Below are 24,369 nucleotides of genomic sequence, written 5' to 3' on the forward strand. Positions count from 1 at the left end.
GCTGAGCAATGCAGACAACCGCGAACAAAACTAGTCCGTTCAGGCAGGCAGCCGTTTTCATCGGGCTCGCCCTAGCGCTGGTGCTGGCAATTGGCTGGTCGGCCTCCGTGGGGCAGTTCGGTGCCACCATCGGGGAATCACTGAGCTCAATGGTGAGGCTAGTGTTCAATGCCGGTCTCGGTGACGCGCCAGAGCCCATCGACACCGTGCTGTGGCAGGTGCGACTGCCGCGCATCGCGCTGGCCTGCCTCGTTGGTGCGGGGCTTGCTCTCGCAGGTGTGGCGCTGCAAGCGGTGTTCGGCAACCCGCTTGCCGAACCCGGTCTCATCGGCGTTTCCTCCGGCGCCGCCGTCGGCGCTGCTACCGCCACAGTTTTGGGCACCGCCGCCGGGCTCTCCGGGGCGCTCGGCGGAGTGTTGAGTGTCTTCGCCAGCAGCTGGGCCATTGCGGTCTCAGCTTTTATCGGTGGTGCGGTGGCCACGGCTATTGTGGCCGCAAATGCGCACGGTGGTCGCGATATCGCCCGAATCATTCTGGTCGGTGTGGCTGTGAACTCCATCTGTGGTGGTTTGGTGTCGCTCCTGACATTCGTAGCCTCCACGGCTGCCCGCGACCGTATTGTGTTCTGGCAGATGGGTTCCTTTGCCAGCGCCACCTGGACGCAGGTTGTCATCATTACGCTGGTGACAGTTCCGGCCGTAATTGCCATGTGGGTCAGCTACCGCAAGCTGGACATTCTGAGCCTCGGTGAAGCGCAGGCGCGCCACCTGGGTATTAACGTCATCACGCTGCGTCGCGCCATTATTTTCGGCACGTCTCTGGTCGTGGCGGCTGGAGTGGCATTTTCCGGCATCATTGTCTTCATCGGCTTGGTGGTGCCGCACGCTGCACGACTGCTGCTGGGGCCGGCGCATCGCACGCTGATTCCCGCATGCATCCTCGGCGGAGCGCTGGCCACAACGCTGGCCGACCTCGCGGCCCGCACCATGATTACCGGTGCGGACCTGCCACTGGGAATGCTCACCTCGATCGTCGGCGGCCCCCTGTTCTTCTGGCTGCTCCTGCGTTCGAAGAGGGCGGTGCACTAATGGAAATTCACTCTGGACTGGGCATTTCTGCCGACAATGTCAGCATCACCCTGGGCGGGCACCGCATCCTGAACGATATTTCCGTGGTCGCCGAGCCCGGAAAAGTCACCGCGCTGGTCGGCCCTAATGGTGCTGGAAAGTCGACACTGCTCGCAGCGCTTTCCGGCGACCATGAGCTCAGCGGCGGCGACGTCCGAATCGGCGAGCATTCCATTACCGAGCTCTCCATTGCCGAGCTAGCCCGCTACCGCGCCGTCCTGGTGCAGAGCCAAGAACTGTCTGTACCATTCACCAGCCGCGAAGTCATCGACTTCGGACGCAACCCATGGGGCTGCCCGAACGAAGAGTTGCTCGCGGAAGTCATCGCTGAATGCGACGTCGCGCACCTCCTTGACCGGGAAGTACCGACCCTCTCCGGCGGCGAGCGCGCCCGCGTCCACAGCGCGCGTGTGTTCTACCAGGACACTCCCGTCGTGCTTCTCGACGAACCGACCGCGGCCCTGGACCTCCACCACGCCGAAAAAATCATGGGAATGATGCGCGCCCGCGCGGCGGCGGGCAAAGCCGTGGTCGTGGTCCTGCACGATTTGTCCGCCGCAGCGGCGTATGCCGATCACGTTGTGGTGGTGGCGCAGGGGCACGTCGTAAAGCAAGGCCCGCCTGCGGAAACCCTGGATGCACAGACCGTCAGCGAAGTCTACGGCATCGGTGTGGAAGTGCTTCGGGATTCCGCGGGCAACCCCGTGCTGGTGCCTCAGCGCGGACAAGACCTCTCACCCTAGTCTCCAAAACCCCACAGAGAAAGAAGAAAACCATGGTTGAAAACGCGATTAAAGAAGGTGACAAGCTGGCTGCTCAGCCCTTGGCAGAGCGGCTCAAAGTGGAGACTTCCGGTGTTCACAGTGAAGCGGAAAACTCCGACTTCATGTCGAGACTGCTTGCGGGTGAACTGGACGCGCAGGCGGCCATCGATTTAACCGGTCAGCTCTACTTTGTGTACGAAGCGTTGGAGCAGGCAGTGCGGTCCACTGCGGAGTCGGAGCAGGTCAGCGCGGTCTACGATGCGCAGCTGGAGCGTCTGGAAGCACTGGCAGCCGACCTTGAGCACTTGGTGGGGGCTGATTGGCGGGAAAAGATCTCGCCTGTGGAGGCGACAAAGAACTACGTGGCCGAGCTTCGTGAAATCGAAAGCAACGGCAACGCCAACGCCGCATTGGCGCACCATTACGTTCGCTACTTGGGTGATCTTTCTGGTGGTCAGGTGATTGCGTCCATGCTGGCCAAGCACTACGGCATCGGTGCGGAGGGAACCCGATTCTATGACTTCTCCGCGATTGGAAAAATTAAGCCCTACCGCGACAGCTACCGACGGAGTCTGTCTGAGCTGGGCATTTCGGATGCCGACAAGGATGCTGTTGTGGAAGAGGCGAAGAAGGCATTTCGCCTGAATCGGGCGATTTTCCACGACCTGGACGGCGGTCTCGACGACGCCGTGGCGTAGGTTGCGGCGGAGGGCGCGGACTGGAGTGTTGCGACTGTGGCTGTGGGGGTGTGCATTAGCCGATGTACACCACTGCGTTACGGCCGCCCGTGCACTTGATGTTGCCGCCAGCAGGACGGCACCACATGTTGTAGGTCAGGCCAGTCGTTGGGCTGTAGGCCGTGATGGTGCCGGATTCCGCACCAGTGGAATTGCGGTAGCGGACGTAGGCGCTGTGTACATTTCGAACGAACGGATCGCTCGTTGAGGATGTGCCCTTCCATGCGCTGGAGAGGTTGCCGCCAGCCAGGCCACGTGACGAGCCCGAGGACCCAGCAGAGCCACCGGAGTTCGCGGAGTTTGGAACGACCACGGTCTCAGTCTGCGTGACCGGTGGGTTGGGCTGGCTCGAAGCATCGGCAGCGACCTGTGTAGTGGCAGCCGTCTGTGTGTCGGCCGCAGTCACCGAGTCATCTTTGCCTAGGGTGACATAAAGTACCGCGCCAATCAGACCTAACAACACCACACACAGCACTGAGATGAGCGCAATCAAGGCACCGGAAGTGCGTGAGTTCTGCTGCGGATACGCCGGGGCTGCGTAGGCGAAAGCTGGTGCTGGCTGCGCAGCGAATTGGGGCTGCGGTTGAGGTTGGGGTTGAGGTGCCTGGTTCGGGTAGACGGGGCCGAAAGAACCGGTGGAAGGATTCGAATTGTAGTTGGGGTCTGAGCTGGGGAACTCGTTATACGACATGCTGGACGTACCAATCACGAGGAGGGGATGTTCCCCTGTGATGAGCCCAACCCGCGTAGCGAATGGTGTTCCATCCCCTGGGGACACGGTTAACGTCTTTTATTGTATTACCGGGAAAACTTTAAAGCATGTTATGGGACGCATGTCATCCCAAAATGCGGCAAGGATGCGTTTAGCTAAACCCGAAATGAGGTGGTGAGCCTCAAATGAGGTTGTGGCCATCGAGGAACTGCGTAAGTTTATGTCAGTTTCGGTACTGATTTCTGCTTGTTTTTGTCATAAACGCAGTCACTAACTTATGACCCGACTTATGAGCTGGCCCGAGACACCGGGACTGCACATGCGAAACTGGGGTGCGCATGAGACTTCACGGCCACTTTTCGACCGTTTCGTTCATGAGCACCCCATTTTGTTGCGAGGTGGGGCTGGTAGCTACCAAGTGGTTAGCGGTCAGCGGTTAGTGGTTACATCCCCAGGATTTCCTTGAGCTCGGCCTTAATCTGGTCGAGCCGCTCGGCCGCAGCCACGTGCGGAATCGCGGCCGGCGCGGCCGGCAGCACGACCTCCAAGTAGCACTTCAGCTTCGGCTCCGTGCCGGAAGGCCGGGCAATGACGCGGTCGTTGGCCTCGGTGAGAATGAGAATGCCGTCGGTAGGCGGGATGTGATAGCTCTCGCCCTTGGCATCGACCATGTCTAGGCCGTCATTCATGTCCGTGACCTGCGTGACCTTCGATCCGGCCAGCTGTGCAGGCGGGTTGGCGCGCAGAGTGTCCATGCCCTTGGTAATCAGCGAGCGGTCCTCGACGCGGAAGGTCAACGGGGCGGTCTTGTAGAGGCCGTGGGCGCAGGCGACCTCATCCAGCAGGTCCTGAATGCCCAGCCCCTGGCCCTTCAACCGCGCCACCGCGTCGGCGACACGCACCGCCGCAGATACGCCGTCCTTGTCTCGCACGACTGCCGGATCGGTGCAGTAGCCAATGGCCTCCTCGTAGCCGAAGATGAGCCCGTCCACACCAGCGATCCACTTAAAGCCGGTCAGTGTAGCGCGATAATTCAGTCCGTGACCTGCGGCAATCTTGCCCAGCAGGCGTGAGGACACAATCGAGTTAGCCATCGTGGCCGGGAACTCTGCTCCCTCATCATTGCTCACGGTCGCAATCCCACGAGCCTCGGCATCCGCAGCGATGACTTCACCCAGAAACGCACCGATGTCATCGCCGGAGAGCTGTCGCCAGCCACCGTCGACGCTGCTATCCGGAATAGCCACCGAGCAGCGGTCCGCATCCGGGTCAGCCGCGATGATGACATCCGCGTCTTCGGCACGAGCCAGCTCAAACGCAAGATCCAAAGCACCGGCTTCCTCCGGGTTCGGGAACGATACCGTCGGGAACTCCGGATCCGGCGCGAACTGCTTCTCGACCACGCTGACATTCGAGAAACCTGCCGCGTTCAGCGTGCGCACGATGGTCTCGCCGCCGACGCCATGCATCGGGGTGAGGACAATCTTCGCTGCCTGCTTCTCTTCGCTTGACGACGTCGTTGCGAGCGCAGCCGCCCGTTTCACATAGGAATCAAGCAGTTCAGGACCAACCTGCTCGACGGCATCGAAGTCACGCGGGACTTCATCAGCTGGTGGTGCAGCGGCGATGGCTTCCGCAATTTGCTTGTCATGGGGCGCGATAATCTGGACGCCTCGGCGGGAATCCGATTCCACCGCGCGGCCACCGAGGTAAACCTTGTAGCCATTGTCCTTCGGCGGATTGTGGCTGGCCGTGACCATAATGCCGGCATCGGCATTGAGGTGGCGCACGGCAAAGGCGGTCACCGGTGTGGGCAGCTGCTGTGGCAGGGCCAGGGCCTTGCCGCCGGCTGCGGCGACGACCGCGGCGGCATCGCGGTGAAAATCAGCGGAGCCGTGGCGGGCATCGCAACCAATGACCACGGTAAAGTCATCGCCCACAATGTTCTTCAGATGCGCGACCAAGCCGGCGGTGGCACGGATGACCGTGGCGCGGTTCATGCGGGACTGACCAGCTGCAACGACACCGCGAAGACCTGCAGTGCCGAATTCGAGTGGCCCGGCGAAACGGCTTTCCAGCTCGGCAATCGCATCGGGGTTGGCGGCCTTGGCTTCGTCGTAAAGCGAGGAGAGCTCGGCGGCGGTGGCCTCGTCCGGATCGTGGGCGATCCAATCGGTGATGGTGGCTTGTAGCTGTTCGGAGAGCATCGGTGTTCGCCTACTTCAGACCATCGAGGACAGCGGCGGAGGAGGAAAGGCCCAGGCGGGAGGCGCCCGCAGCAATCATTTCCTCGGCGGCAGCGGCATCGCGGATGCCACCGGAGGCCTTGACACCCAGGCGGTCGCCCACGGTTTCGCGCATGAGCTTCACAGCGTGAGCGGAAGCGCCGCCGGCCGGGTGGAAGCCTGTGGAGGTCTTGACGAAGTCTGCGCCCGCGGACTCGGAGGCCTTGCAGGCTGCGATGATTTCCTCATCGGTCAGGGCGGCCGACTCGATGATGACCTTCAAGATCTTGCCCGGAATGGAGTCGCGAACAGTCTTGATTTCGGCCTCGAGGTCGTCGAAGCGGTGCTCCTTGGCGAAGGCGATGTTGATGACCATGTCGACTTCTTCAGCACCATCGGCCACAGCGCGAGCGGCTTCAGCAGCCTTGACCTCGGTCTTTACCGCGCCGGAGGGGAAGCCGACGACAGTGGCGATGTGCAGGCCCTCTGGCACCTCGACTGGGAGCTGCGAGGGGGAGATGCAGATGGAGTAGGTGCCGAGCTTGGCGGCCTCGGCGATAAGAGCCTTGACCTGGTCAGAGGTGGCTTCTGGCTTGAGTAGGGTGTGGTCAATCATCTTGGCAACATCAGCGCGGGAAGTCATTGGAGAAATCAAGTCCTTTCGGAAAATTAGGAGAGAGCTTAAAAGTTAGGTGCTTAAAAGTAGGGAGGTGGCGGGCTCGGGGCGGGGAAGTAGCGCCGGCGCGAGCCCGTTAGAGATTTTCTAGGACACGCGATCGAGGATAATCTCGCGCTCGGCTGTCGGCGCGGTGTCGCCGATTTCAATGCCCGGCTCGATGGACTCGAGAGCGCGCTCGAACTTATCCGGAGTTTCAGTGTGCAGCGTGAGCAGCTTCTGGCCCTTGGCCACCTTGTCTCCCGGCTTGGCGAAAATCTCAATACCGGCAGTGGCCTGCACCGGATCATCCTTACGAGCACGTCCCGCGCCCAAGCGCCAGGAACCAACGCCGAGAGCCAGTGCATCCAGCTTGGTCAGGTAACCGTCAGCCTGCGCAACCACATCGTGCGTGTGAGGTGCCACCGGCAACGCGGCATCCGGATCGCCGCCCTGAGCGCGGATCATCTTCTTCCACGAATCCATTGCGCGGCCGTCCTTCAGTGCCTGCTCCACGTCGGCATCGTGTACGCCGGCCAGCTCCAGCATGTTTCGGGCCAGTTCACAGGTCAGCTCCACGACATCTGCGGGGCCACCACCTGCGAGAACTTCCACTGATTCGCGGACCTCGAGAGCGTTGCCGATGGTCAGGCCTAGCGGAGTGGACATGTCCGTCAGCAGTGCGCGGGTGTTCACACCCGCGTCGTTGCCCAGGTCAACCATGGTGCGAGCCAACTCGCGGGCCTGATTCAAATCCTTCATGAAGGCGCCCGAACCGACCTTGACATCCAGCACCAAGCTGGAGGTGCCCTCCGCAATCTTCTTGGACATGATTGACGAGGCAATCAGCGGAATGCAGTCCACCGTCGAGGTGATGTCACGCAGCGCGTAGATTTTCTTATCCGCAGGTGCCAGGCCCGCACCGGCTGCTGCGACGACCGCGCCGGAATCCTCCAGGATTTGCATCAAGCGATCATTCGGAACATCGGCCTGCCAGCCCGGAATTGACTCGAGCTTGTCCAGGGTGCCACCAGTGTGGCCGAGGCCGCGACCGGACAGCTGTGGGACGGCCACGCCGTAGGAGGACACCAGTGGGCCCAGCGGCAGTGTGATCTTGTCACCGACACCACCTGTGGAGTGCTTGTCCGTGGTGGGCTTGCTCAGCGAGGCGAAGCTCATGGTCTCGCCCGAGTCAATCATCGCCTGAGTCCAATCCACAATCTCGCGGCGGTTCATGCCGCGGATGAAGATGGCCATGTTCAGCGCCGCCATCTGCTCATCGCCCACGACGCCGCGAGTGTAGGCGTCAATGGCCCAGGAAATCTCTTCCGGACTGAGCTCACCGCCATCACGCTTTACCTTGATGACGTCAACTACATCGAACTTTTCAGCCATTGTTCGCTCCTTTTATAGGCGATTGTGCTTAGCGATATTGGTCTTGTGAACTCTGCTGATTCCGATTATCATCAGCACTAGAACAAATGTCAATAGTTAACTTTCCATTTGTACCCACATAAGTATGTTTGCATAAATACCTCGAACAGGCTCGGGGAGGGAGAGCACAATGTCCCACATCTCAGACGAAGAACTGCTGGCTAAGGCCTACGCAGCCACAGAAAACTCGTACGTCCCCTATTCAGGTTTTCCGGTCGGTGCCGCACTTCTGCTTGACGACGGCACGGTGGTCACAGGCTGCAACGTGGAAAATGCATCCTATGGGTTGACCAACTGCGCAGAGCGCACAGCGGTGTTCCGCATGGTCGCGGAGCATGGCGGCAACCATAAGATTGCTGCCTGCGCCATTGTCGGGCGAAAGGCGGCACCGTGCCACCCCTGTGGCGCCTGTCGGCAAGTCCTGCACGAATTTGGGTGCAAGCGCGTCATAGTGGAGTCCGAGCGCCCGGAAAATGGTGGTTTAGGCGCTCCGGCCAGCATTGACTTCGAAAAAATTCTCCCTTACGCCTTCGGTCCCGAGGACCTGTAGGCATCATCACCACAGCCTCTTTTATCAAGAAAGAAGACCTTAGTCATGGATAGACTGCAAGGCTTACTGGGCATCATCCTCGTCATCGGATTTGCCATTGCTATCTCAAAGAACAGGAAAGCCATTAACTGGCGCACACTCGGCGTTGGCCTGCTGCTGCAAGCGGTATTCGCGCTGGTAGTGCTGAAGTGGGAACCTGGTTTTAATGCGCTGAAGAGCGTCGCCGGCGCCATTGAGAAGATGATCGATTTTACAAATGAGGGAACCTCGTTTGTCTTCGGTAATCTTTTCGACGACACGGGTAAAAACTTCGTCTTCGTGCTCAACGTGCTGCCAGTGATCATCTTCCTGGGCGCAGTCCTCGGTGCCCTCTACTACCTGCGGGTAGTGCAGTACTTCGTTGAATATGTCGGTTCCGCACTGAAGTTCATTATGGGAACCTCGAAGGTGGAGTCCGTCTTCGCTTCCACGGTGATTTTTCTCGGGCAGTCGGAGGCTCCGCTCGTCGTTAAGCCGTATATTCCGAAACTGACCAAGTCGGAGCTGTTCGCATGTATGTCGGGCGGTTTTGCGTCGGTGGCCGGATCGACCTTGATTGGCTACTCCCTGCTCGGTGCGCCGCTGGAGTACCTGCTGGCGGCATCGGTGATGAACGCGCCGGGCTCGCTGCTGATTGCGAAGACTTTCTGGCCGGAGACAGAGGAATCCGATCTGGATGCGTCGGTGAAGGATGTCCGCGATACCGAGTCGAAGAACGTCATTGATGCGCTTGGATCGGGTGCGCTGGCCGGCGGTCGTATCGCTGTGGTTGTGGCATGTCTGTTGATTGCGTTCATCGCTGTGATTGCGATGCTGTCGGCGATGATTGGCGGCATCGGTGGCTGGTTCGGTCAGGATAACTGGTCTCTGGAAGGACTGTTCGGCCTAATCTTTGCGCCAATTGCATGGCTGATTGGTGTGCCGTGGGAGAACGCAGGGCTGGTCGGTAGCTTCATTGGCGAGAAGACGATTCTGAACGAGTTCGTCGGCTACACCTCGTTCTCTGAGCACGTCGACTCGCTGGATCCGAAGTCCATCATGCTGGCGACCTTCGCCCTGGCCGGCTTCGCTAACCTGTCGTCCATTGCGATTCAGATTGGTTCCTTCGGTGCGCTATCGCCGGAGCGCCGCGGTGAGATTGCCAAGAACGGTCCACTGGCGCTGATCGCGGGTCTGTGCACCAACCTGCTCAACGCAGCAATCGTGGGTGTGATTGCGCTATAGCTCTTCCTCAGTTCGGAATTCGGCCGCCTGCTTTTCTAGATTCTGATGGATTTTCTGCTCGCCCTCGGCGGCAGCGGTAGCCCGAGGCGGAAGCTGGATGTATCGCTCTGAGGGCAGGCCAGCGCGCAGTTGGCGCATCCTCTCAACCTCGGCATCCAGCTTGAAGCCGAAGACCACGACCACATTAATGCTCCAGAGTGCGGTCATCAGCGCGATAACCGCACCCATGGCGCCATAGGGATTCGAAGCCGCAAAGTTGAATAAGTACAGCTGGAGCGCCTTGCCGATGATCAGCGAGCTAATAATTGCCAGTGCCGAACCTGTGCTGAGCCAGCGGAATTTGCGCATGCGCACGTTCGGCGTGAAGTAGTACAGCGAGCCAATCAGAATCATCGACATCAAGATAATGACCGGCCAGCGCACCCAACTCCAGACGGAGATGCAGAAGTCAATAATTTGGCGCGTGGTCGATTCAATACCCAATGGGCGGGCAACCGGTTCGACAATGGTGATAACTAGCTGGTCATTGACAATAATCGCAATGAGCAGTACCACAGTGCCGATTAACAGCAGCAGCGTAATGGCGACCATGAGCAGGTGGTAGCGAATCAGCGTGCGACCTTCGGAAACACCGTAGATGGAGTTCGCCGTGCGCGAAAAAGCGCGCGTGTAGGCCGAGGACGAAATCAGTGCAAAGACAATACCGATAGTCAGTGCGACAAGACCGCCCGTGGCGGAGCCGATAATCGTTGAAATGACATTGCGGATCGGTTCGGCATACTCAGCCGGAATGTAGCTGCGGATGAAATCTTCGGTCAGTCGGTTGAGGTCTTCTGTATAGCCGGCCAGCATCAGCGTGGCAATCGAATAAATCGCAAGCAGTGCGGGCGCGAAGGTCAACACCGTGTAGTAGGTCAACTTCGCGGCAGCGTCGAAACCGAGCTCCAAGAAAAATTCGATACCCGCACGCTTGAGGGCGTAGAGCGCTCCTTTCCACCCCACGGGTGGCAACTTCTTCGCGGACTGGGCAAATGATGCGTCCGCCGACTCGTAGGCCTGGAGTGTGTGCTTGATTTGCTGTGCTGGTGACACCTAAAGAATCGTCCTCTCCGACCGGACAGCGGCTGCAACATATATGCGGACATGTGCGCTCGCTTAAGTCTATCGGTCGAAGAGGACAAAGACGCTTCTCGGGCCCGGGTGTCAGTTCTTTGTACTGATGCGTTCCGGGACGGTTATTCCGTGGCAGTAAGAGGGGTGGAGCTATCGGGGGAGCCCGGTGAGCCCGGTGAAGCCGGTGAAGCCGGTGCAGCTGGTGAGTCCGGTGAGTCGAGCGCAAGCAGGCGTTCAGCGGTGGCATCGTCGATGACCAGGTGAGTAGCCAAATTTGTTCGAAGGGCCACGTCGATGGCCGCGGCCTTGTGTGCGCCACCGGCCACAAGTACCCGAGTGGGGATCCGGCGCAGGTCAGAAAGACTGATGCCTACCGTGCGGGCATCGACCTCTGGCAGCGCAATGCCACCGTCAGCGCGGTAGAAGCGTGAGCAGGCATCGCCCACTGCGCGCTCCACGAGCAAGTCCTTTTCGGTTGCCGACAGCTGTCCCAAGTTCAAGGCCAGCGAATCATGGTCGACGGCGCCGACGGTGAAAACGGCAATGTCCACCGTCCGGCCAAGGGCCAAAACGCTGGCAATGAACCGATCCTGTTCCACGATGCGCTTGGTCTCGACCGAATCGAAAATCACCGGCAGCGGCAGTGTTCGGGCGTAGGCGTGGAAAGCGTGGCAGAAAGCGCCAATAGTGCGGATGTCGTTCGTGGACTTATCGGAGTGGCTCATTCCTCCCTTGAGCTGCACAATTTCCACGCCCGAGACATCCTTGGACTTCAGTTGCGTGGATACGGAGTACATGGTCTTACCCCACGAAACACCGAGAAGGGTACCGTCTACCACCAGCTCGTCGAGAAGCTCGGCGCCCACGCGCCCCAACTCGCGGAGCAAGACTGCATTGCCAGCGCGTGCCGGTTGCGCCAGGCGCACATCGTTCAACTTGTAGCGATCCCGCATCTGCGTAGCGGTCTCTGAGGCTTCCTCGCGCGGATCATGGATCTCAATGCGCACGTAACCGCGCTCACGGCCAAGGTTGAGCAGTTTAGAGACCGTTGGACGGGAAACCCCGAGTTCGGTTGCAACCTGAGACTGTGTGAGCCCCTCGCCGTAATAGAGTTTGACGGCGGTGAGTGCCTGGATGTCGCGACTGTCCACAGCGGCCTCCTCCAACAAGAGCACTTAGCAAGCGCACTTGTAACAGGAACCTCGCTTGATTGTGGCCCTGCCCGACTTGATCATCGGGAAAGCGTGCGCCTCACCTGTGATTTTAGTTCCATGTTTGCAAAAACAAAAAGTCAGCTTTTGCATTTGTAGTAAACGGTGAGGCGTTGGCTTTCCCCGGAGGGTGTCGGAGGGCATCGGAGGACCCCCGAAGGTGTCGGAGGGGAACGCAGCGCAGGTTGGGTTCTCGCAGAATTACCAGATATTCACGCGCTCATTCGGCTCACGCCACATGCCGTCGCCCGCTGAAGTGTCGAAGGCCTCATGGAACTCATCGATGTTGCTGGCAATGACGTTGCAGCGGAACTCCGCTGGTGAGTGCGGGTCGATGGCAAGCAGCTGACGCGCGAACTCCGGGCGAATCTTAGATCGCCAGACCAGTGCCCACTGCTTGAACAGGTCACGGTAGGTCTCTGGGGTGTCCTCCAGTCCAAGTTCTTCACCGCGGGCAGCGAGGAATCGGCGGAAAGCGACGACGGCAATGCCGAGCCCGCCCAAGTCACCGATGTTCTCGCCCAGGGTGAAGCGACCGTTGACACCGGGTAGGTCAGCGCCCTCCTCGGACTGCTCGCGCAGTGCCTGCGGCACCAGTCCCTCGTACTGATCCACCAGTGCGGCGGTCAGGTTCTCAAAAGCTGCGCGATCCTCATCGGTCCACCACTGGTGGAGGTTGCCGTGCCCGTCATACTGCGAGCCTTGGTCATCGAAACCATGCCCAATCTCGTGACCAATAACGGCACCGATGCCACCGAAGTTCTCCGCCGGGGAAGCGTCCGGTGAGAAGAACGGCGACTGCAAAATCGCAGCCGGGAACGTGATGTCATTGACCACCGGATTGTAGAAGGCGTTGACCGTCTGCGGAGTGCCATGCCACTCATCGCGATCGGCCGGAGTGCCTAGCTTTGTTACCTCATAATCATGTGCAAAAGCACTGGCAGAACGAGCATTTTCCATCAGTGAATCCCCGAGCTCCATCGCCGAGTAATCACGCCAGCGCTCTGGGTAGCCAATCTTGGCCTTAAACAACGACAGCTTCTCCAGCGCCCGCTCTTGCGTCGCCTTCGTCATCCACGGCAGCTCCGAAATGCGCTCCCGGTACGCCGCCAGCAGGTAGTCCACCAGTTCCAGGACCTGCTCCTTGTACTCCGGTGGGAAGTGCTTTTCCACATACAGCTTGCCGACGTCATGTCCAACCGCCCCGTCGGCAAAGGCAACACCACGCTTCCAGCGTGCACGCTGCTCGGTCGACCCCTGCAGGGTGCGGCCGTAGAAGTTAAAGCTCTCCGCAGAGAAGTCATCCGACAGGTAGGCAGCACGCTGGTGGAGAACGCGCCACAGCGCCCACAGGCGCAGATCTGCCAGGTCAGTGTCCTGCCACAGCTTGCTCAAGTGCTCGAAGTACGACGGCATCATCACCACGATGGTGTCGATGGCAGTCTGGTTCGTCTCATTCACGCCGGTAGCCGCGAGCCATTCCGCGACCGGGAAGCCGGTGGGGAGATCAGCAATAGCGGTCTTGTTATAGGTCTTCAGTGCGTCGCGGGTATCGACCACATTCCAGTGACCAGCGGCAATGCGCTTTTCAAAAGCCACGATGCGCGCCGCCGCAGCGGCCGGGTCTACCAACTCGAATGCAGCAAGTGCAGTGGAGAGGTCTCCCGTGCCGTCGTCATGCGAGGAGAGGAGCTTCAACATAGCGGCAACATGCTGCTCATAGGCGGCGAGAGTGTCGGCGTGACCAGGCTCGCGGTAGTAAGCCTCATCCGGGAGGCCGAGGCCCGACTGCAGCAGGTAGAGAGCATCTAGGTCAGAGCCGGAATCCTTTTCCACCCAGTACCCGAGCGCACCACCGACACCGAGGCGGTCGAGGCGGCCGAGCGCCAACGCCAGCTCATGCGCGTTCTCGGCGGAGGCAATCATTTCTAAATCCTGCGCGAGCGGAGCAGCGCCGGCGTCATTAATAGCGGCTTCGTCCATAAAAGAGTTGTACAAGCGAGCGACGCGGGAATTCGGATCCGCATCGGCGGCAGTGGTGATGAGCTCGCGGACGTTTTCCTCCGCCTCATCCCTCAGCTTGTAAAAGGCGCCATCGATGGGGCGGTCAGCCGGGATGACATGATTGCTAATCCACTCACCGTTGGTGGCCAAGTAGAGGTCATCCTGTGGGCGAGAAGTCGTTGAGAATTGGGACGTTGCGGACTGGGTCTCAGTATTAGTGCTATTTGTCATGCCGCCAGTCTAGGGGCAAGGGCGGATTGAAGCTGTGACTGGAGGGGCGGGATAGGTTTAGGCTTACGAATGGGGCGGAAGAGGTTTAGGGGGTAAGGTGCAAACCATGAAATTTCTTCCACTTTCCGCGACCGCGGTGCTGAAGCGACGCCCGGGCCGCGCCACTTTGGCAAGTATCGTGGCCGTTGCGCCGCTGACCTTGGGTGTTATTGCACCGGCTGACGCGCAACCCCAGGACGCATCTGCACACTCCAACCCGTCCGCTGCTGATTCCAAGGGGTCGCTCGACTTTTTGACCGAATCACCGAGCATCACCGATGCGCCGCTTGCGTCGGATGCTCAGGAGCCGCAGGGCTCTGATGCCAACGGTTCGTCCACTAACTCTGAGTCGAGCGCTGAATCTCAATCCGCCGAGAATGCATCGTCGAACTCGGCGCGCACCGGCTTCCACATGGGGCCGACCGGTGTGGACGTCTCCAAGTGGCAGCGCCCAGGTGGTGTCGCGCTGAAATGGGACGAGGTCGCAGCCAGCGGCCAGAAGTTCGCTTTCATCAAGGCCACCGACGGTGTCGAAGGTGACCAGAAGTACTTCCTCGAGGACTCCATCGCCGCCGCGAAGGCCGGTCTGTACGTGGGCAGCTACCACAAGGCACACCCGGATCGTTCCGCAACCGCGCAGGCTGACCAGTACGTAGAAGCACTGCAGCAGCGCGATGAACAAATCTCCACAGACAAGACACTGCCGCCTGTGCTTGACATCGAGCTGGACAATGGCCTCAACCCAACCCAGCTGCAGAAGTGGACCAAGGACTTCCTCGAGCGCGTTGAGGAAAAGACCGGCGAAACCCCGATGATTTACACCTACCGTTGGTTCTGGCAGAACCCGATGGGTAACTCGACCGACTTCACCGACTACCCGCTGTGGCTCGCCGCCTACGAAGACAGCGCTCCGACCTCGCTGCCGGGCGGTTGGGAGAGCATGGCCTTCTGGCAGCGTTCCTCCACCGGCCGCGTCGATGGCATCCCGACCCTCGTGGATGAGGATGTCTTCAACGGCACCGAAGCTGAGCTGCAGCAGCTGGCTGCTGCTCACTAGCAGTGTGTTGTGGGGCCTGGGGGCAGGCTAAAACTTCGTCCGCCCCGCACGCCACGCAATCAACGCAGGCAGGAGCTTGTCGACGTCGTCGACGACGATAAGCGCATCGAGAAGCTCCGGCCGCACAAAGCCCGCATCCACAACTTTGCGCAGGAGCGCCAACAGGGGCTCCCAGAAGCCTGAAGGTCCCAGCAACGCCACTGGCTTGGCATGAATCCCCAGGTGCTGCTGGGTCCACACCTCGAAGAACTCTTCCAGCGTGCCCGCACCGCCGGGGAGTGCAACAAAAGCATCGCCGAGCTCATACATGCGCGACTTTCGATCGGCCATAGTCGCAACAGTTTCCAGGTGAGTCAGCCGCGGATGGGCAATTTCCTTCTTGACCAGGACCTCGGGGATGACACCTGTGACACTGCCGCCGTCGTCAAGCGCTGCGTTAGCAACCGTGCCCATAAGACCAATCGCCGCGCCACCGTAGACGAGCTCCACCCGATTTTTCGCGAGTGTCTGGCCGAGACGTTCGGCGGTGACGCGCCAAGCGGGATCGTTGCCGAAGCCGGAGCCGCAGAAAACAGTTAGTGACGACAGTGCGCGCTGTGGCTGTTCACGGCCAGCGGCAAGCTGCGGCAGCTCTTCGCGGAGCTTCGGCAGAGTGGTCTCGGCCAGCATAGGGGCGATTTTCCCGGTCGGCAGCCAGGGGTCGAGCCAGCGGACCTCTTCAATCTCGGCATGGGGCTGAACGTTCGCCAGCTCATCGGTGAACTCTCCGACATAGCGCACATGGTGGCCGACGACCTCGAAGCCCGCCTCGTTGGCGGCGGCTGCGCGGGCGATATTCCACGGACGCAGTTGCGATAGCTCGATGTCCACGCCGAGCTCCTCGGAGACCTCGCGCGCGGCAGTGACCTCCGGGTTATCGACGGACTCACCCGGCTCGAACTTGCCGCCGGGCAGCATGAACGTATCCGTACCCCGCTTACGAACGCACAAAACCCGCCCCACCGGGTCAGTCACAACCATTGCGGCGACAACGATGGAACGGGTTTGTGCAGTCACTCGGGCTCCTTAGGTGAAGGAAGCGCCGAGGCTCTTTCGCCTAGGGATCCTTCACAATCATCTTCCCGGGCGAGTATAGACCCGAGCGAGTGATATCTTCATACTCAATTTCGGCGACATCCGGCTTGACCTTGTCTTTATTCGGACGCGGCGAGAGCTTCTCGACGGAACCCCAGTCGCGGCGCCAGTCGTTCTTGAGGTAAGTCGGTACGGACGTAGCCTCATTCACAGCGTCGGAGAATCCGAGCGGACCACCGCCATCGACCGACTGCCAGACATCTGCGCCGACGACCTTCAGACCACGGTCGGGAGTGATGCGGTACTCCGGAAGTTCCGCGACACCGGCGTAGTGGTCGAACGGACGCTGGCACGGGAACTGGAAGGCAACCGGCCAGTCCGGGATAGTCGCAGTTTCCGGTGAGATGACATCGGTCATCGACTGCAGTTCGGCCAGGCGAGGCGGGGTCAGCGCCAGCCACTGGTCCTCGGAGACATCATTGTCCTCCGCGACCAGTCGCACAGCGGTGGCTCCCTCTGGGATCTCCTCGGTCAGGAAGCGCAGGTTACGCCAGGTCGGAGCAGGGCCGATATCAATCGGCTCCGACTCGGAGAGGACCTCGAAGCCGTCCTCATCGCCGCCCTTGCGACCGTACTGTGCCACCAGCTTGCGACCCGGCTGAGCAACACCGTTGATGTCGTGGTGGAAGATACGGCCGGCCGCCGATACGACGAGTAGCGGGTGGTCCTCGTCAATCTCAGGCAGCTGGAACCAGGAAGTTTCCAGGCTTGCCGGACGCTGAATGTCCTCGGAGTAGGAGCCAAGCACCGGCACCTTATCCGGATTCAAGCCAAATGGCAGCTCGACCTGCGAGCCGTTGACACCCTTGTCGGCGCGCTTACCGCCGTCGGTGCCCGACGCGGAACCGCCCTCAACTGTGGCTTCCGGATCAGAAGATTGATCATCAGTGTCGGCAGTACTTGCCTGGCTCTGGCTGGTGTCCACAGCTTCGGCCTTCATGTTTGACGGGACGCCGTTCGGTTCGAAGCCACGGCTCTTGCCGCCACCGCGCAGCGATTCCGCTAGCGGCTTGCCATCGACGGTATTCAGGAAGCCATCGTTCGGATCGGTTTCCATCAGCACATCGCTCGCCAGATTACATGTCTGACCAGCCAAGGAGCGGATATTACCCGCGGCGACCGAGTAGGCCGGGTACTGCGATACTGCGCCCTTGCCCAGCGAAGCCACCATGAACATCGTCACCAACAGTGTCGTCACCGCAATCGGGGACGATGCAACTGCATTGATGCGGCGCGCGCGTGCCGACTTTTCCTGCGACTTCGGCTTGGCACGGAACTCCTGGACAAAGTTCATTACTGCACCAGCCAGCAGCAGTAGCAAGGCCAGAGCCAATACTGCTGAACCCAGCTGGTGGCCGCGCAACTGAATGGTCTTGTCGAACCACGGCACACCGTAGGACGACACATACCACCAGCCGTTAATACCCATCAGCGAGAAGGCAAGGATGAAGGTGAAACCACCGGCAAAGAACAGCTGGTTGCGCGGGTTACCTGCTACCCAATGGCTAATGGCCATAGCGGCAAGTGCTGCCAGGGAAGCCGCGATGCCCGCGTACACGCCGAAGTGGTGCGTCCACTTTGTCGGCGTGAAGGTCAGGAAGAACATGGTGCCGATGAACATGAACACCAGGCGTGCCGACGGACCGGCCAGAGCCCCCGGAACGGTGCGGTGACGAAGCAGCGCGGCAATCGTGATGCTCAAGCACGCCAGTGCAATCAGAACCGGGAAACGACGCGGGAACGCGCCGTCGACCGACTGCAGCACCAGCCAGTAGTAGCGGACGTACTCGTTGTACCAAGGCTCCGACGGGCCGATGATGCTGCGGACGCGAATGGACTCGCGGACCGTGGCCAAAGTCTGGTCGCCGAAGACACCGACCAAGATGGCGGTGCCCGCGGCCAGGAATGGTGCAATCTGCATCAGTGGGGCCTGCCAACCACCATCGAGAGCCTTATGGCGCTCAACGACAATGCGCACCAGCATCGGGATGCCTGCGAGCAGGGCAGCAACTGCCATTAGGCCCGTTGGGCCCGAGCCCAGTGCCAGCGTGGCGATAACCACTGCGACTGCAGCTGGCAGCAGGCGTCGAGTTAGAATTGCGCGCTCGATAAATACCCAGGTCAGCAGGGATCCCAGAGCAATGACCGGCTCCGGGCGCAGTCCGTTGTTGTACGGCAGCCAGAAGGCCAACAGCACACCAGCAGCAGACCAGTAGGCCACCCGGCGCTGGGCAATCTTCTCGCCGAGGCGCGGGATAACCATTCGGGAAATAATGAACCACACCAGCAGTGCGGACAGCAGCGCAGGAAGTCGCATCCACAGAGACGAGGTGGACACCTTCACCATCAGCGACAGCAGGTCGTAGTAGGGGCTGCCGAACGGTGACTCAGGAGCGCCGAACCAACGGTAGTAGTTCGCCATGTAGCCCGACTCGTCGGAGACGCGCGCCATGGTGAAGATGTAACCGTCATCGGAAGTGTTGCCACCGATGAAGTGCCAAACAACCAAAATCGTGCCAACCAGGATGTCCAGCGGAGTCGGCTTCAACGCACCGCGCTTGAACAGCGGAGTGAAGGAGGAACCGTCGATACGGTCAATGCGAGCTAACGCGACCAGAGAAGCCAGCGTCAGAAGCAGACCCAAGTACATGACGATGTACTTCACCACTGTCGGGTGTGAGGTGTAGCGGGAGTCGATGTTCATGTGGACATCGAGTCCATCGGCTACGGCCTTGGCCGCGTCGCCGTCAGCGGGCAGGTCAGTGTAGATACCGGTGACCTGCGGACGGTAATCGCCGTGTGCGATGGCGGTGAGCTTCTCACCATCTGAGTTCTTGGCGCCGTCGATGTTGACGGTGGTCTCATGCTCGTTTGAGCGGATCTCCAGGATCTTGCCCTTGTTGCTGGCAAGCTCCTTCTTATCCAGGCTCATCACCACGCTATCGCGCAGAATGACGTCGAGGCCGTCCTTGCCCGAACGCACCATCAAGCCCCGTTTGGTCGGCTTATCCGCGGTCGGCGGGATAGTCGACAACAGGGTTGTCCGCTTGTCGGAAAGTTCATCCGTCAGCGACAGAGGCAAATCGACGCTCAGGTCCAACGGTGCCTGCGCCATGAGTGGCGCATCCACTGAGTTCAGTGTGTCGCGCTGAGGCCAAGACACGGAGGACTGAGTATTCACGACCGGGAGGAACGGTGTGATGACAAAGCAAATGAAACCGACGATTCCAGCGATAATCGCTGTCCAACGAGTCAGTGTCGTAGGAGAGGGGCCGTCCATAGGCGGTCTCTCCACGCGGTCGATGGTCACTTCGGGTGAACCGTCGACACTTTCTTTGATTTCTTTAGTTTCGGCAGTCACAAGGAAAGATACTACGGTAATTGGCCTTTTTCTTTGAGTTTGCAACGCGAAAGCTACATCACAGTTTCCACATTAGTAACAGGAATCACGTTTGCGGCAGGGGGTAGCCGCCCAGTATCTACTTGCCAACACCTATTTGCGAACCGCCACTACAAACGGGCCGACCTGGTTTAGCTCCCAGTGCTTCTCAAATGCAGAGCGGGCAAAATTCAGGCTCCGGAAGACCACATTCGGATTGTTCGGATAGATATCATCCGCGATGTCCAACGTCAGCGGAGCGGCATCCTCGCCATCAGGCGTCTCAACTTCGCCCCGCAGCACAATGGCATCTGGTCCGCGCCACGGCGTTTCGTCCATTGTCTGCACGAGCTCATCGGGGTCGCGAATCTCCGACCATTCCTCCAACGCCTGATTACGGCGGTCAAACTCACCCAGAGGGTTAGCGTAGTGGCTGGTCAGTGCCTGGAATCCGTACCAGGGATAGAGTGCCTGGAAATTCTTCTCATCCGTCAGCACCACTGTCTGGGCCGGATCGAGCCCAGCCTCCTTCAGCGTTTGGTCCACCGCTGAGTACCACGCCCCGGCATTCGGTGGGAAGCGGTCCGCGCGCTCGCCGTTACCGTCGGTGTCGGTATGCGCCAAGTCGATGGCGCCATGCAACTTATTCGGAATCGACTGTGCGTAGCCAATGCCCGCCAGCAACAAGACTGCCGCCATTACCGCGGAAACACGCTTGGCAATGTGAGCTGGTGCCGCTTGCGGCCAGTACTTCTCGATGCCGTTGAGACGGGCGTCGGCAAGCGCGACCACACCAGCCGCGATTAACATGAACGTAATCGGTGCGGTGAGGCGAAACCCCAGCAGCGTGCGTCCGAGCAATGTCGCCACCATCGAGGCCACTACCCAGCCGTAGAGCACCAGCGTGCCCAGGCCGAGCGCGCGCGCATCCGGCTCTGTGGCGCTGACCAGCATGCGCACGACGCCGATGAAACACAGCACACCGATCACGCTGGCAGCGAGCATCGGCAAAGGCAGCTGCGCGCCCTCCGGCGGCAGGTAATGCGTCGCTGTCGCGCCCGAGCGCGGTGCCCCCGTCGCAACCGCCAGCATGTACGGACCCCACACCGTCGCCGCAATCAGCATCGATCCCACGCCCATTATGATCAGGCGCACTACAGGCATCCACGAGCTTGACGACGTCCACGCGACCACGGCCAACACGACCACAATAAGCGCGCCTACGGCAGTGTAAAGAGTGTAGAAAGTCGCAGAAATACCCAGGAAGACGAGCACGCCAAACATGGCGGACCAAGCGCCGGTGAGACCGCGCCAGGCCATCACGGTCATCGCCGGAAGACCCATAGCAACGACTGCGGCGTAGGGCTCATCGGCGACAGTGGCCAGGGCGACGGCCGTGGTTGTCAGCGCAATGCCAGTGGCTACTGGCAGGGAGCCACTCAGGCGTTGCCACACCGGAACCAAAACACAGCCAGCAGCGGCGAGTGTCATCAACGCCCAGGGCTGGAAGACCTCCCAGCCGGCAATGCCCAGGATATTGGCCAGGCGTCCGCCCAGGAAGAACCAACCAGCGGGGTAGAAAGACGGGATGTCGATGTACGACATGTCATGCAGGCCAGGCTCCGCGGCCATCCTGGTGAGGTATTCAGTGCGGAACTCCTGGTCGACAGAAAGGCCGTCCAGCCACAGCTTGGTCGAGCCCAGCGGCAGGCCGACGGCAGAGACCACCAGAATGGCCGGTGACATGTAAGCCATCAGGTACGTCAACCACGTTAGCCACCGGGGGCGATTGTCTTTGCCCTTGGTGGCGAAGAAATACAGCAGGACGGTGGTGAGCGTCAGCGTGATGACAATCAGCGCTGTTGCGACCGCCCTGGTCAGCTGCGAGCCGCCGAAGGCCGGCAGCGACAGGCGGTGGAACACAAACCAGGACGCCAGAGCGATAACCGAACCGCCCACAAGCGCTGCGACCAGGTAGAGGAAGGCAGCCTTGAGGGAGAGCTGGTCATCATTGAAGATCTCGTAGCGATCTTCGTCGGTGAACTCGCCTGCGAGCCGGTTTGTGGAAAACTCTGTAGTTTCGTCAAAAGCTGGCGAAGCCTGTTGGGCTTCGCTGCATGATGAGGTGTCGGCCTGCTTGTCAACCATGCTTTTAAGTGTTGCACACGAACGTGAACGACCGGATACCTGCGACGTGGATATCGCTTTGAGGGACGAGTTCTTTAGAGTTTCACGGTAAGGTCTTTACGCGTCGCGAGAAGGAAAGCTCTCCAAAGGATTATTGAAGAACTGGCAAGCCCGATGACCAATCCCCACCACACCCCGTGAGGCCCTAGACCGATGGGAAAAGCAAGTATTAAAGCAGCTGGCAAACCTATAATCCAATAACCAGTGAGGGATGCCTTCAAACCAGTAGTGGTGTCGCTAATCCCGCGCAGGAGACCGATAGCTATGTTTTGTGCAGTATCGACAAATTCCATCACTGCGCCAATAGCCAACAACCCCAATGCGATGCTTAATGTCTCGGTGGCATTGGATTTCTCGGAGCTGTTTATAAATGGGGAAAGTACGAGGCGGGGAGCGCAAAGAAAGCTGACGGAAGCAACAGCAACGATGGCAGCCATCATCGTTTGAGTTCGAATGCCGACTTGGCGTGCAAGGGAGTTGTCATTCAGACCCCAAGCGCGACTCACAAGAATAGAGCTGCCGTGGGAGAACCCAACACCAATCTGGAAAACAATAAAGGTTATTTGATAGACGACGTTGTGCGCTGCGAGTGCTTCTGTGCCAAAGGATCCCATGACCATCGCCAGCACAGAAAACATGCCCGCTTCGGCTCCGTAGGTTGCTGAGACTGGAAGCCCCAGACGAAGCTGAGTGCGGACGAGGTGACGGAGCCTTCCGTGCATCGTGTCTCTGTCGGCACTCCAGAAATCGAGGGCAAGAAAAGTTGAGAGGTCGGGATCTCGGATGGTGATTCGCAGGTAAATTAGGGCCGACAATAAATGAACCAGTGTGGTGGACAGTCCAATACCTAGCAGCCCCAATGCAGGAATAGGCCCGAACCCGAAACCGAGTGCGTAGTTCAATGCTGCATTCACTACAATCATCGCCACGGTGATGTGCAGTAGAGATTTTGGTTTGCCGAGGCCTACACAAAACTGACGGGAGACTTGGAACCACAAACAAGGAACAAGACCTGGCGCGAGCAACCACATCATGGAAGTGGCTGCGGAACTAATCTCAGCGGACTGGCCGAAAAACGGTAGGGCGTAGGCAATCGCCATCAGAACCAGTGCTCCCACTAGACCGCTGACAGTTGCTAATAGCCAGCCGGTGCGTGAGAGGTTGCGAATTTCGCGTTGCAGCGTAGCGGCAGATAGTTCGGAGTCCGCTCGCTCGCGAGATTTGCTTTCGTAGAGTGAATGAGCCGACGCAATTCTATTGCCCAGCGGTGTTAATAGGCCCACGGCCATTGTGCGTATCTGGTTAAACCACACAACTGCCAAACCTCCGCCAGCAAGAGCCCCGAGGCTAAGTTGGCCCATCATGAAAGTGTCGGTGGTTGAAATTGCGATATTCGCAAGCTGTGTGCCGGCAAGGGGAAGAGACAACGCCAAAATCTGGCGGTTTAGTTTCTGAGAGGTAGCTCCGGGCACTACTTTTCCTTCGACCATGAAACTCGTGTTGAATTTAGCGAAATTGGGCTTTCCCCAGCGCGCAATGACATAACTTGTTCCCAAATTTTGGACTCGAGAGCTACATCGAGCAAATCGCGTTCGGCCATCCACTCATCGTTGAACACGGTATCTAGATACTTTTCCCCTCCATCGCACACCATGGTCAATGATGTAGAACCAGCGGGAAAGCTCGGTAGGAGCTCGAGGGCTGCCACTACGGCTCCACCGGCAGATCCTCCCAGTAGAAGTCCCGTATGCTTTGCGATCGCCCGACATGCAGCGAAAGCTGCCTTGTCGGATACCTTTGCTCCGTAGTCGAGTAAGTCGTAGCGAACCGAAGTGCCGATAACTGCACCTTCGGGGGTGCCCGTTCCAGATTGCCAATAGTCGTGTCCAGGAGCACCGAATGCAATGGAACCTTCCGGTTCGACGCCTATAATAGTGGGACGGTGTCCCAATTGATGGAGACGTTCAGTAACTCCAAAGAGACTTCCACCTGTGCCTACAGCACTGATGATATGAGATGGACTTGCTCCGAGATCATTCAAAATTTCATCAGCTGCAGGGTAATAACCCATTGAATTTGCAACATTGTCGTGCTGCTTCATGAATACCCAGCCGTGTTGTTTGCTGAGCTCCTCAGCATGGTTTTCTCTAGCCGATGTGGCGAGCGAATCGTCATCTTGATTGGAAACGAAGCACATCTGTGCATTCATTGCACGCATGGAGTTCAATTTATCTTTACAAGAATGATTATCGACGACTGCTACGAAGTCGTATCCGCGCTCAAGTGCAAGAAGTGCTAAGCCCTGTCCAGTATTACCGGAAGTCGATTCAACGATAGTGCCATGCTCTTGAAGTCGGTTATCCTGCTCTGCCGCCTTAATCATCGACTGGGCCATCCGGATTTTCGCACTTCCAGTTGGGTTGAATTGCTCGAGCTTAAGCAAAACGCGACTTTTCTGGGGAGTACAGACAAGCTCGAACAGAGGAGTATTGCCAATGAGTTGAGACATCTGCGTATAAATTCTTTTTGGCATCTTTATTTGGCCTC

Annotated in this window: 18 protein-coding genes; 6 read left to right on the forward strand and 12 right to left on the reverse strand. The window is 59.3% G+C overall.

Features of this window, described 5'->3' with window-relative positions; genetic code table 11:
* Positions 1-8: 8 nt before the first annotated feature.
* From HMPREF2847_RS03950 to HMPREF2847_RS03960, 3 genes are read left to right on the forward strand one after another with little or no spacing between them, the layout of a single operon-like run.
* Positions 9-1,088 (forward strand): FecCD family ABC transporter permease, encoded by a 1,080-nt coding sequence (locus tag HMPREF2847_RS03950; protein ID WP_070841496.1) that lies wholly within the window; start codon positions 9-11, stop codon positions 1,086-1,088.
* Positions 1,088-1,870, forward strand: coding sequence for a heme ABC transporter ATP-binding protein (locus HMPREF2847_RS03955; RefSeq protein WP_070841495.1), 783 nt, complete (start codon positions 1,088-1,090; stop codon positions 1,868-1,870). Before HMPREF2847_RS03950 ends, HMPREF2847_RS03955 begins: the two co-directional genes overlap by 1 nt.
* 32 nt (positions 1,871-1,902) lie before the next feature.
* Positions 1,903-2,589 carry a biliverdin-producing heme oxygenase gene (locus HMPREF2847_RS03960; RefSeq protein WP_070851598.1) on the forward strand — a complete coding sequence of 229 codons (687 nt, stop codon included), beginning with the start codon at positions 1,903-1,905 and terminating at the stop codon, positions 2,587-2,589.
* A gap of 55 nt (positions 2,590-2,644) precedes the next feature.
* Here the strand turns inward: HMPREF2847_RS03960 and HMPREF2847_RS03965 are convergent, their stop codons facing one another.
* The 4 genes from HMPREF2847_RS03965 to HMPREF2847_RS03980 all read right to left on the reverse strand — a co-directional run bounded on the left by HMPREF2847_RS03965 (position 2,645) and on the right by HMPREF2847_RS03980 (position 7,615).
* Entirely contained in the window at positions 2,645-3,319 is a 675-nt protein-coding gene (locus HMPREF2847_RS03965) for a hypothetical protein (protein ID WP_222866917.1), read from the reverse strand.
* A 464-nt stretch (positions 3,320-3,783) separates the two neighbouring features.
* Entirely contained in the window at positions 3,784-5,547 is a 1,764-nt protein-coding gene (locus tag HMPREF2847_RS03970; protein ID WP_070851600.1) for a phospho-sugar mutase, read from the reverse strand.
* A 10-nt stretch (positions 5,548-5,557) separates the two neighbouring features.
* Positions 5,558-6,208 carry a deoxyribose-phosphate aldolase gene (deoC, locus tag HMPREF2847_RS03975; RefSeq protein WP_070851601.1) on the reverse strand — a complete coding sequence of 217 codons (651 nt, stop codon included), beginning with the start codon at positions 6,206-6,208 and terminating at the stop codon, positions 5,558-5,560.
* 120 nt (positions 6,209-6,328) lie between these two features.
* Complete coding sequence (locus tag HMPREF2847_RS03980; RefSeq protein WP_070851602.1) at positions 6,329-7,615, reverse strand: thymidine phosphorylase; 1,287 nt, start codon at positions 7,613-7,615, stop codon at positions 6,329-6,331.
* A gap of 169 nt (positions 7,616-7,784) precedes the next feature.
* Here HMPREF2847_RS03980 and HMPREF2847_RS03985 point away from each other — a divergent pair, with 169 nt between their 5' ends.
* The gene (locus HMPREF2847_RS03985) at positions 7,785-8,204 is read left to right on the forward strand and encodes a cytidine deaminase (RefSeq protein WP_049189792.1); all 420 of its coding nucleotides are present in this window, start codon (positions 7,785-7,787) and stop codon (positions 8,202-8,204) included.
* A 45-nt stretch (positions 8,205-8,249) separates the two neighbouring features.
* Complete coding sequence (locus HMPREF2847_RS03990) at positions 8,250-9,467, forward strand: NupC/NupG family nucleoside CNT transporter (RefSeq protein ID WP_049189791.1); 1,218 nt, start codon at positions 8,250-8,252, stop codon at positions 9,465-9,467.
* Here the strand turns inward: HMPREF2847_RS03990 and HMPREF2847_RS03995 are convergent.
* From HMPREF2847_RS03995 to HMPREF2847_RS04005, 3 genes are all read right to left on the reverse strand, one after another.
* Positions 9,462-10,559 (reverse strand): YihY/virulence factor BrkB family protein, encoded by a 1,098-nt coding sequence (locus HMPREF2847_RS03995; RefSeq protein WP_070851603.1) that lies wholly within the window; start codon positions 10,557-10,559, stop codon positions 9,462-9,464. The genes HMPREF2847_RS03990 and HMPREF2847_RS03995 overlap by 6 nt on opposite strands.
* Positions 10,560-10,702: 143 nt before the next feature.
* On the reverse strand, positions 10,703-11,731 hold the full coding sequence (locus HMPREF2847_RS04000) for a sugar-binding transcriptional regulator (protein WP_070851630.1): 1,029 nt from the start codon (positions 11,729-11,731) through the stop codon (positions 10,703-10,705).
* A gap of 261 nt (positions 11,732-11,992) precedes the next feature.
* Complete coding sequence (locus HMPREF2847_RS04005; RefSeq protein ID WP_070851604.1) at positions 11,993-14,026, reverse strand: M13 family metallopeptidase; 2,034 nt, start codon at positions 14,024-14,026, stop codon at positions 11,993-11,995.
* A 106-nt stretch (positions 14,027-14,132) separates the two neighbouring features.
* Between HMPREF2847_RS04005 and HMPREF2847_RS04010 the strand changes: the two genes are divergently transcribed.
* Positions 14,133-15,122, forward strand: a complete 990-nt coding sequence (locus tag HMPREF2847_RS04010; RefSeq protein WP_070851605.1) for a glycoside hydrolase family 25 protein — start codon at positions 14,133-14,135, stop codon at positions 15,120-15,122.
* 27 nt (positions 15,123-15,149) lie between these two features.
* Here the strand turns inward: HMPREF2847_RS04010 and HMPREF2847_RS04015 are convergent, their stop codons facing one another.
* The 5 genes from HMPREF2847_RS04015 to HMPREF2847_RS04035 form a co-directional block, all read right to left on the reverse strand.
* Positions 15,150-16,178 carry a TIGR00730 family Rossman fold protein gene (locus tag HMPREF2847_RS04015; protein ID WP_070851606.1) on the reverse strand — a complete coding sequence of 343 codons (1,029 nt, stop codon included), beginning with the start codon at positions 16,176-16,178 and terminating at the stop codon, positions 15,150-15,152.
* Between the two features lie 40 nt (positions 16,179-16,218).
* The gene (locus HMPREF2847_RS04020; protein ID WP_070851607.1) at positions 16,219-19,617 is read right to left on the reverse strand and encodes an arabinosyltransferase domain-containing protein; all 3,399 of its coding nucleotides are present in this window, start codon (positions 19,615-19,617) and stop codon (positions 16,219-16,221) included.
* A gap of 132 nt (positions 19,618-19,749) precedes the next feature.
* On the reverse strand, positions 19,750-21,783 hold the full coding sequence (locus HMPREF2847_RS04025; RefSeq protein WP_070851608.1) for a galactan 5-O-arabinofuranosyltransferase: 2,034 nt from the start codon (positions 21,781-21,783) through the stop codon (positions 19,750-19,752).
* 74 nt (positions 21,784-21,857) lie between these two features.
* Positions 21,858-23,378, reverse strand: coding sequence for an MATE family efflux transporter (locus tag HMPREF2847_RS04030; protein ID WP_246817651.1), 1,521 nt, complete (start codon positions 23,376-23,378; stop codon positions 21,858-21,860).
* Entirely contained in the window at positions 23,294-24,355 is a 1,062-nt protein-coding gene (locus tag HMPREF2847_RS04035) for a PLP-dependent cysteine synthase family protein (RefSeq protein ID WP_069359689.1), read from the reverse strand. Before HMPREF2847_RS04035 ends, HMPREF2847_RS04030 begins: the two co-directional genes overlap by 85 nt.
* Positions 24,356-24,369: the final 14 nt, after the last annotated feature.

Source organism: Corynebacterium sp. HMSC074C03 (assembly GCF_001838285.1).
Taxonomy (GTDB): domain Bacteria; phylum Actinomycetota; class Actinomycetes; order Mycobacteriales; family Mycobacteriaceae; genus Corynebacterium; species Corynebacterium amycolatum.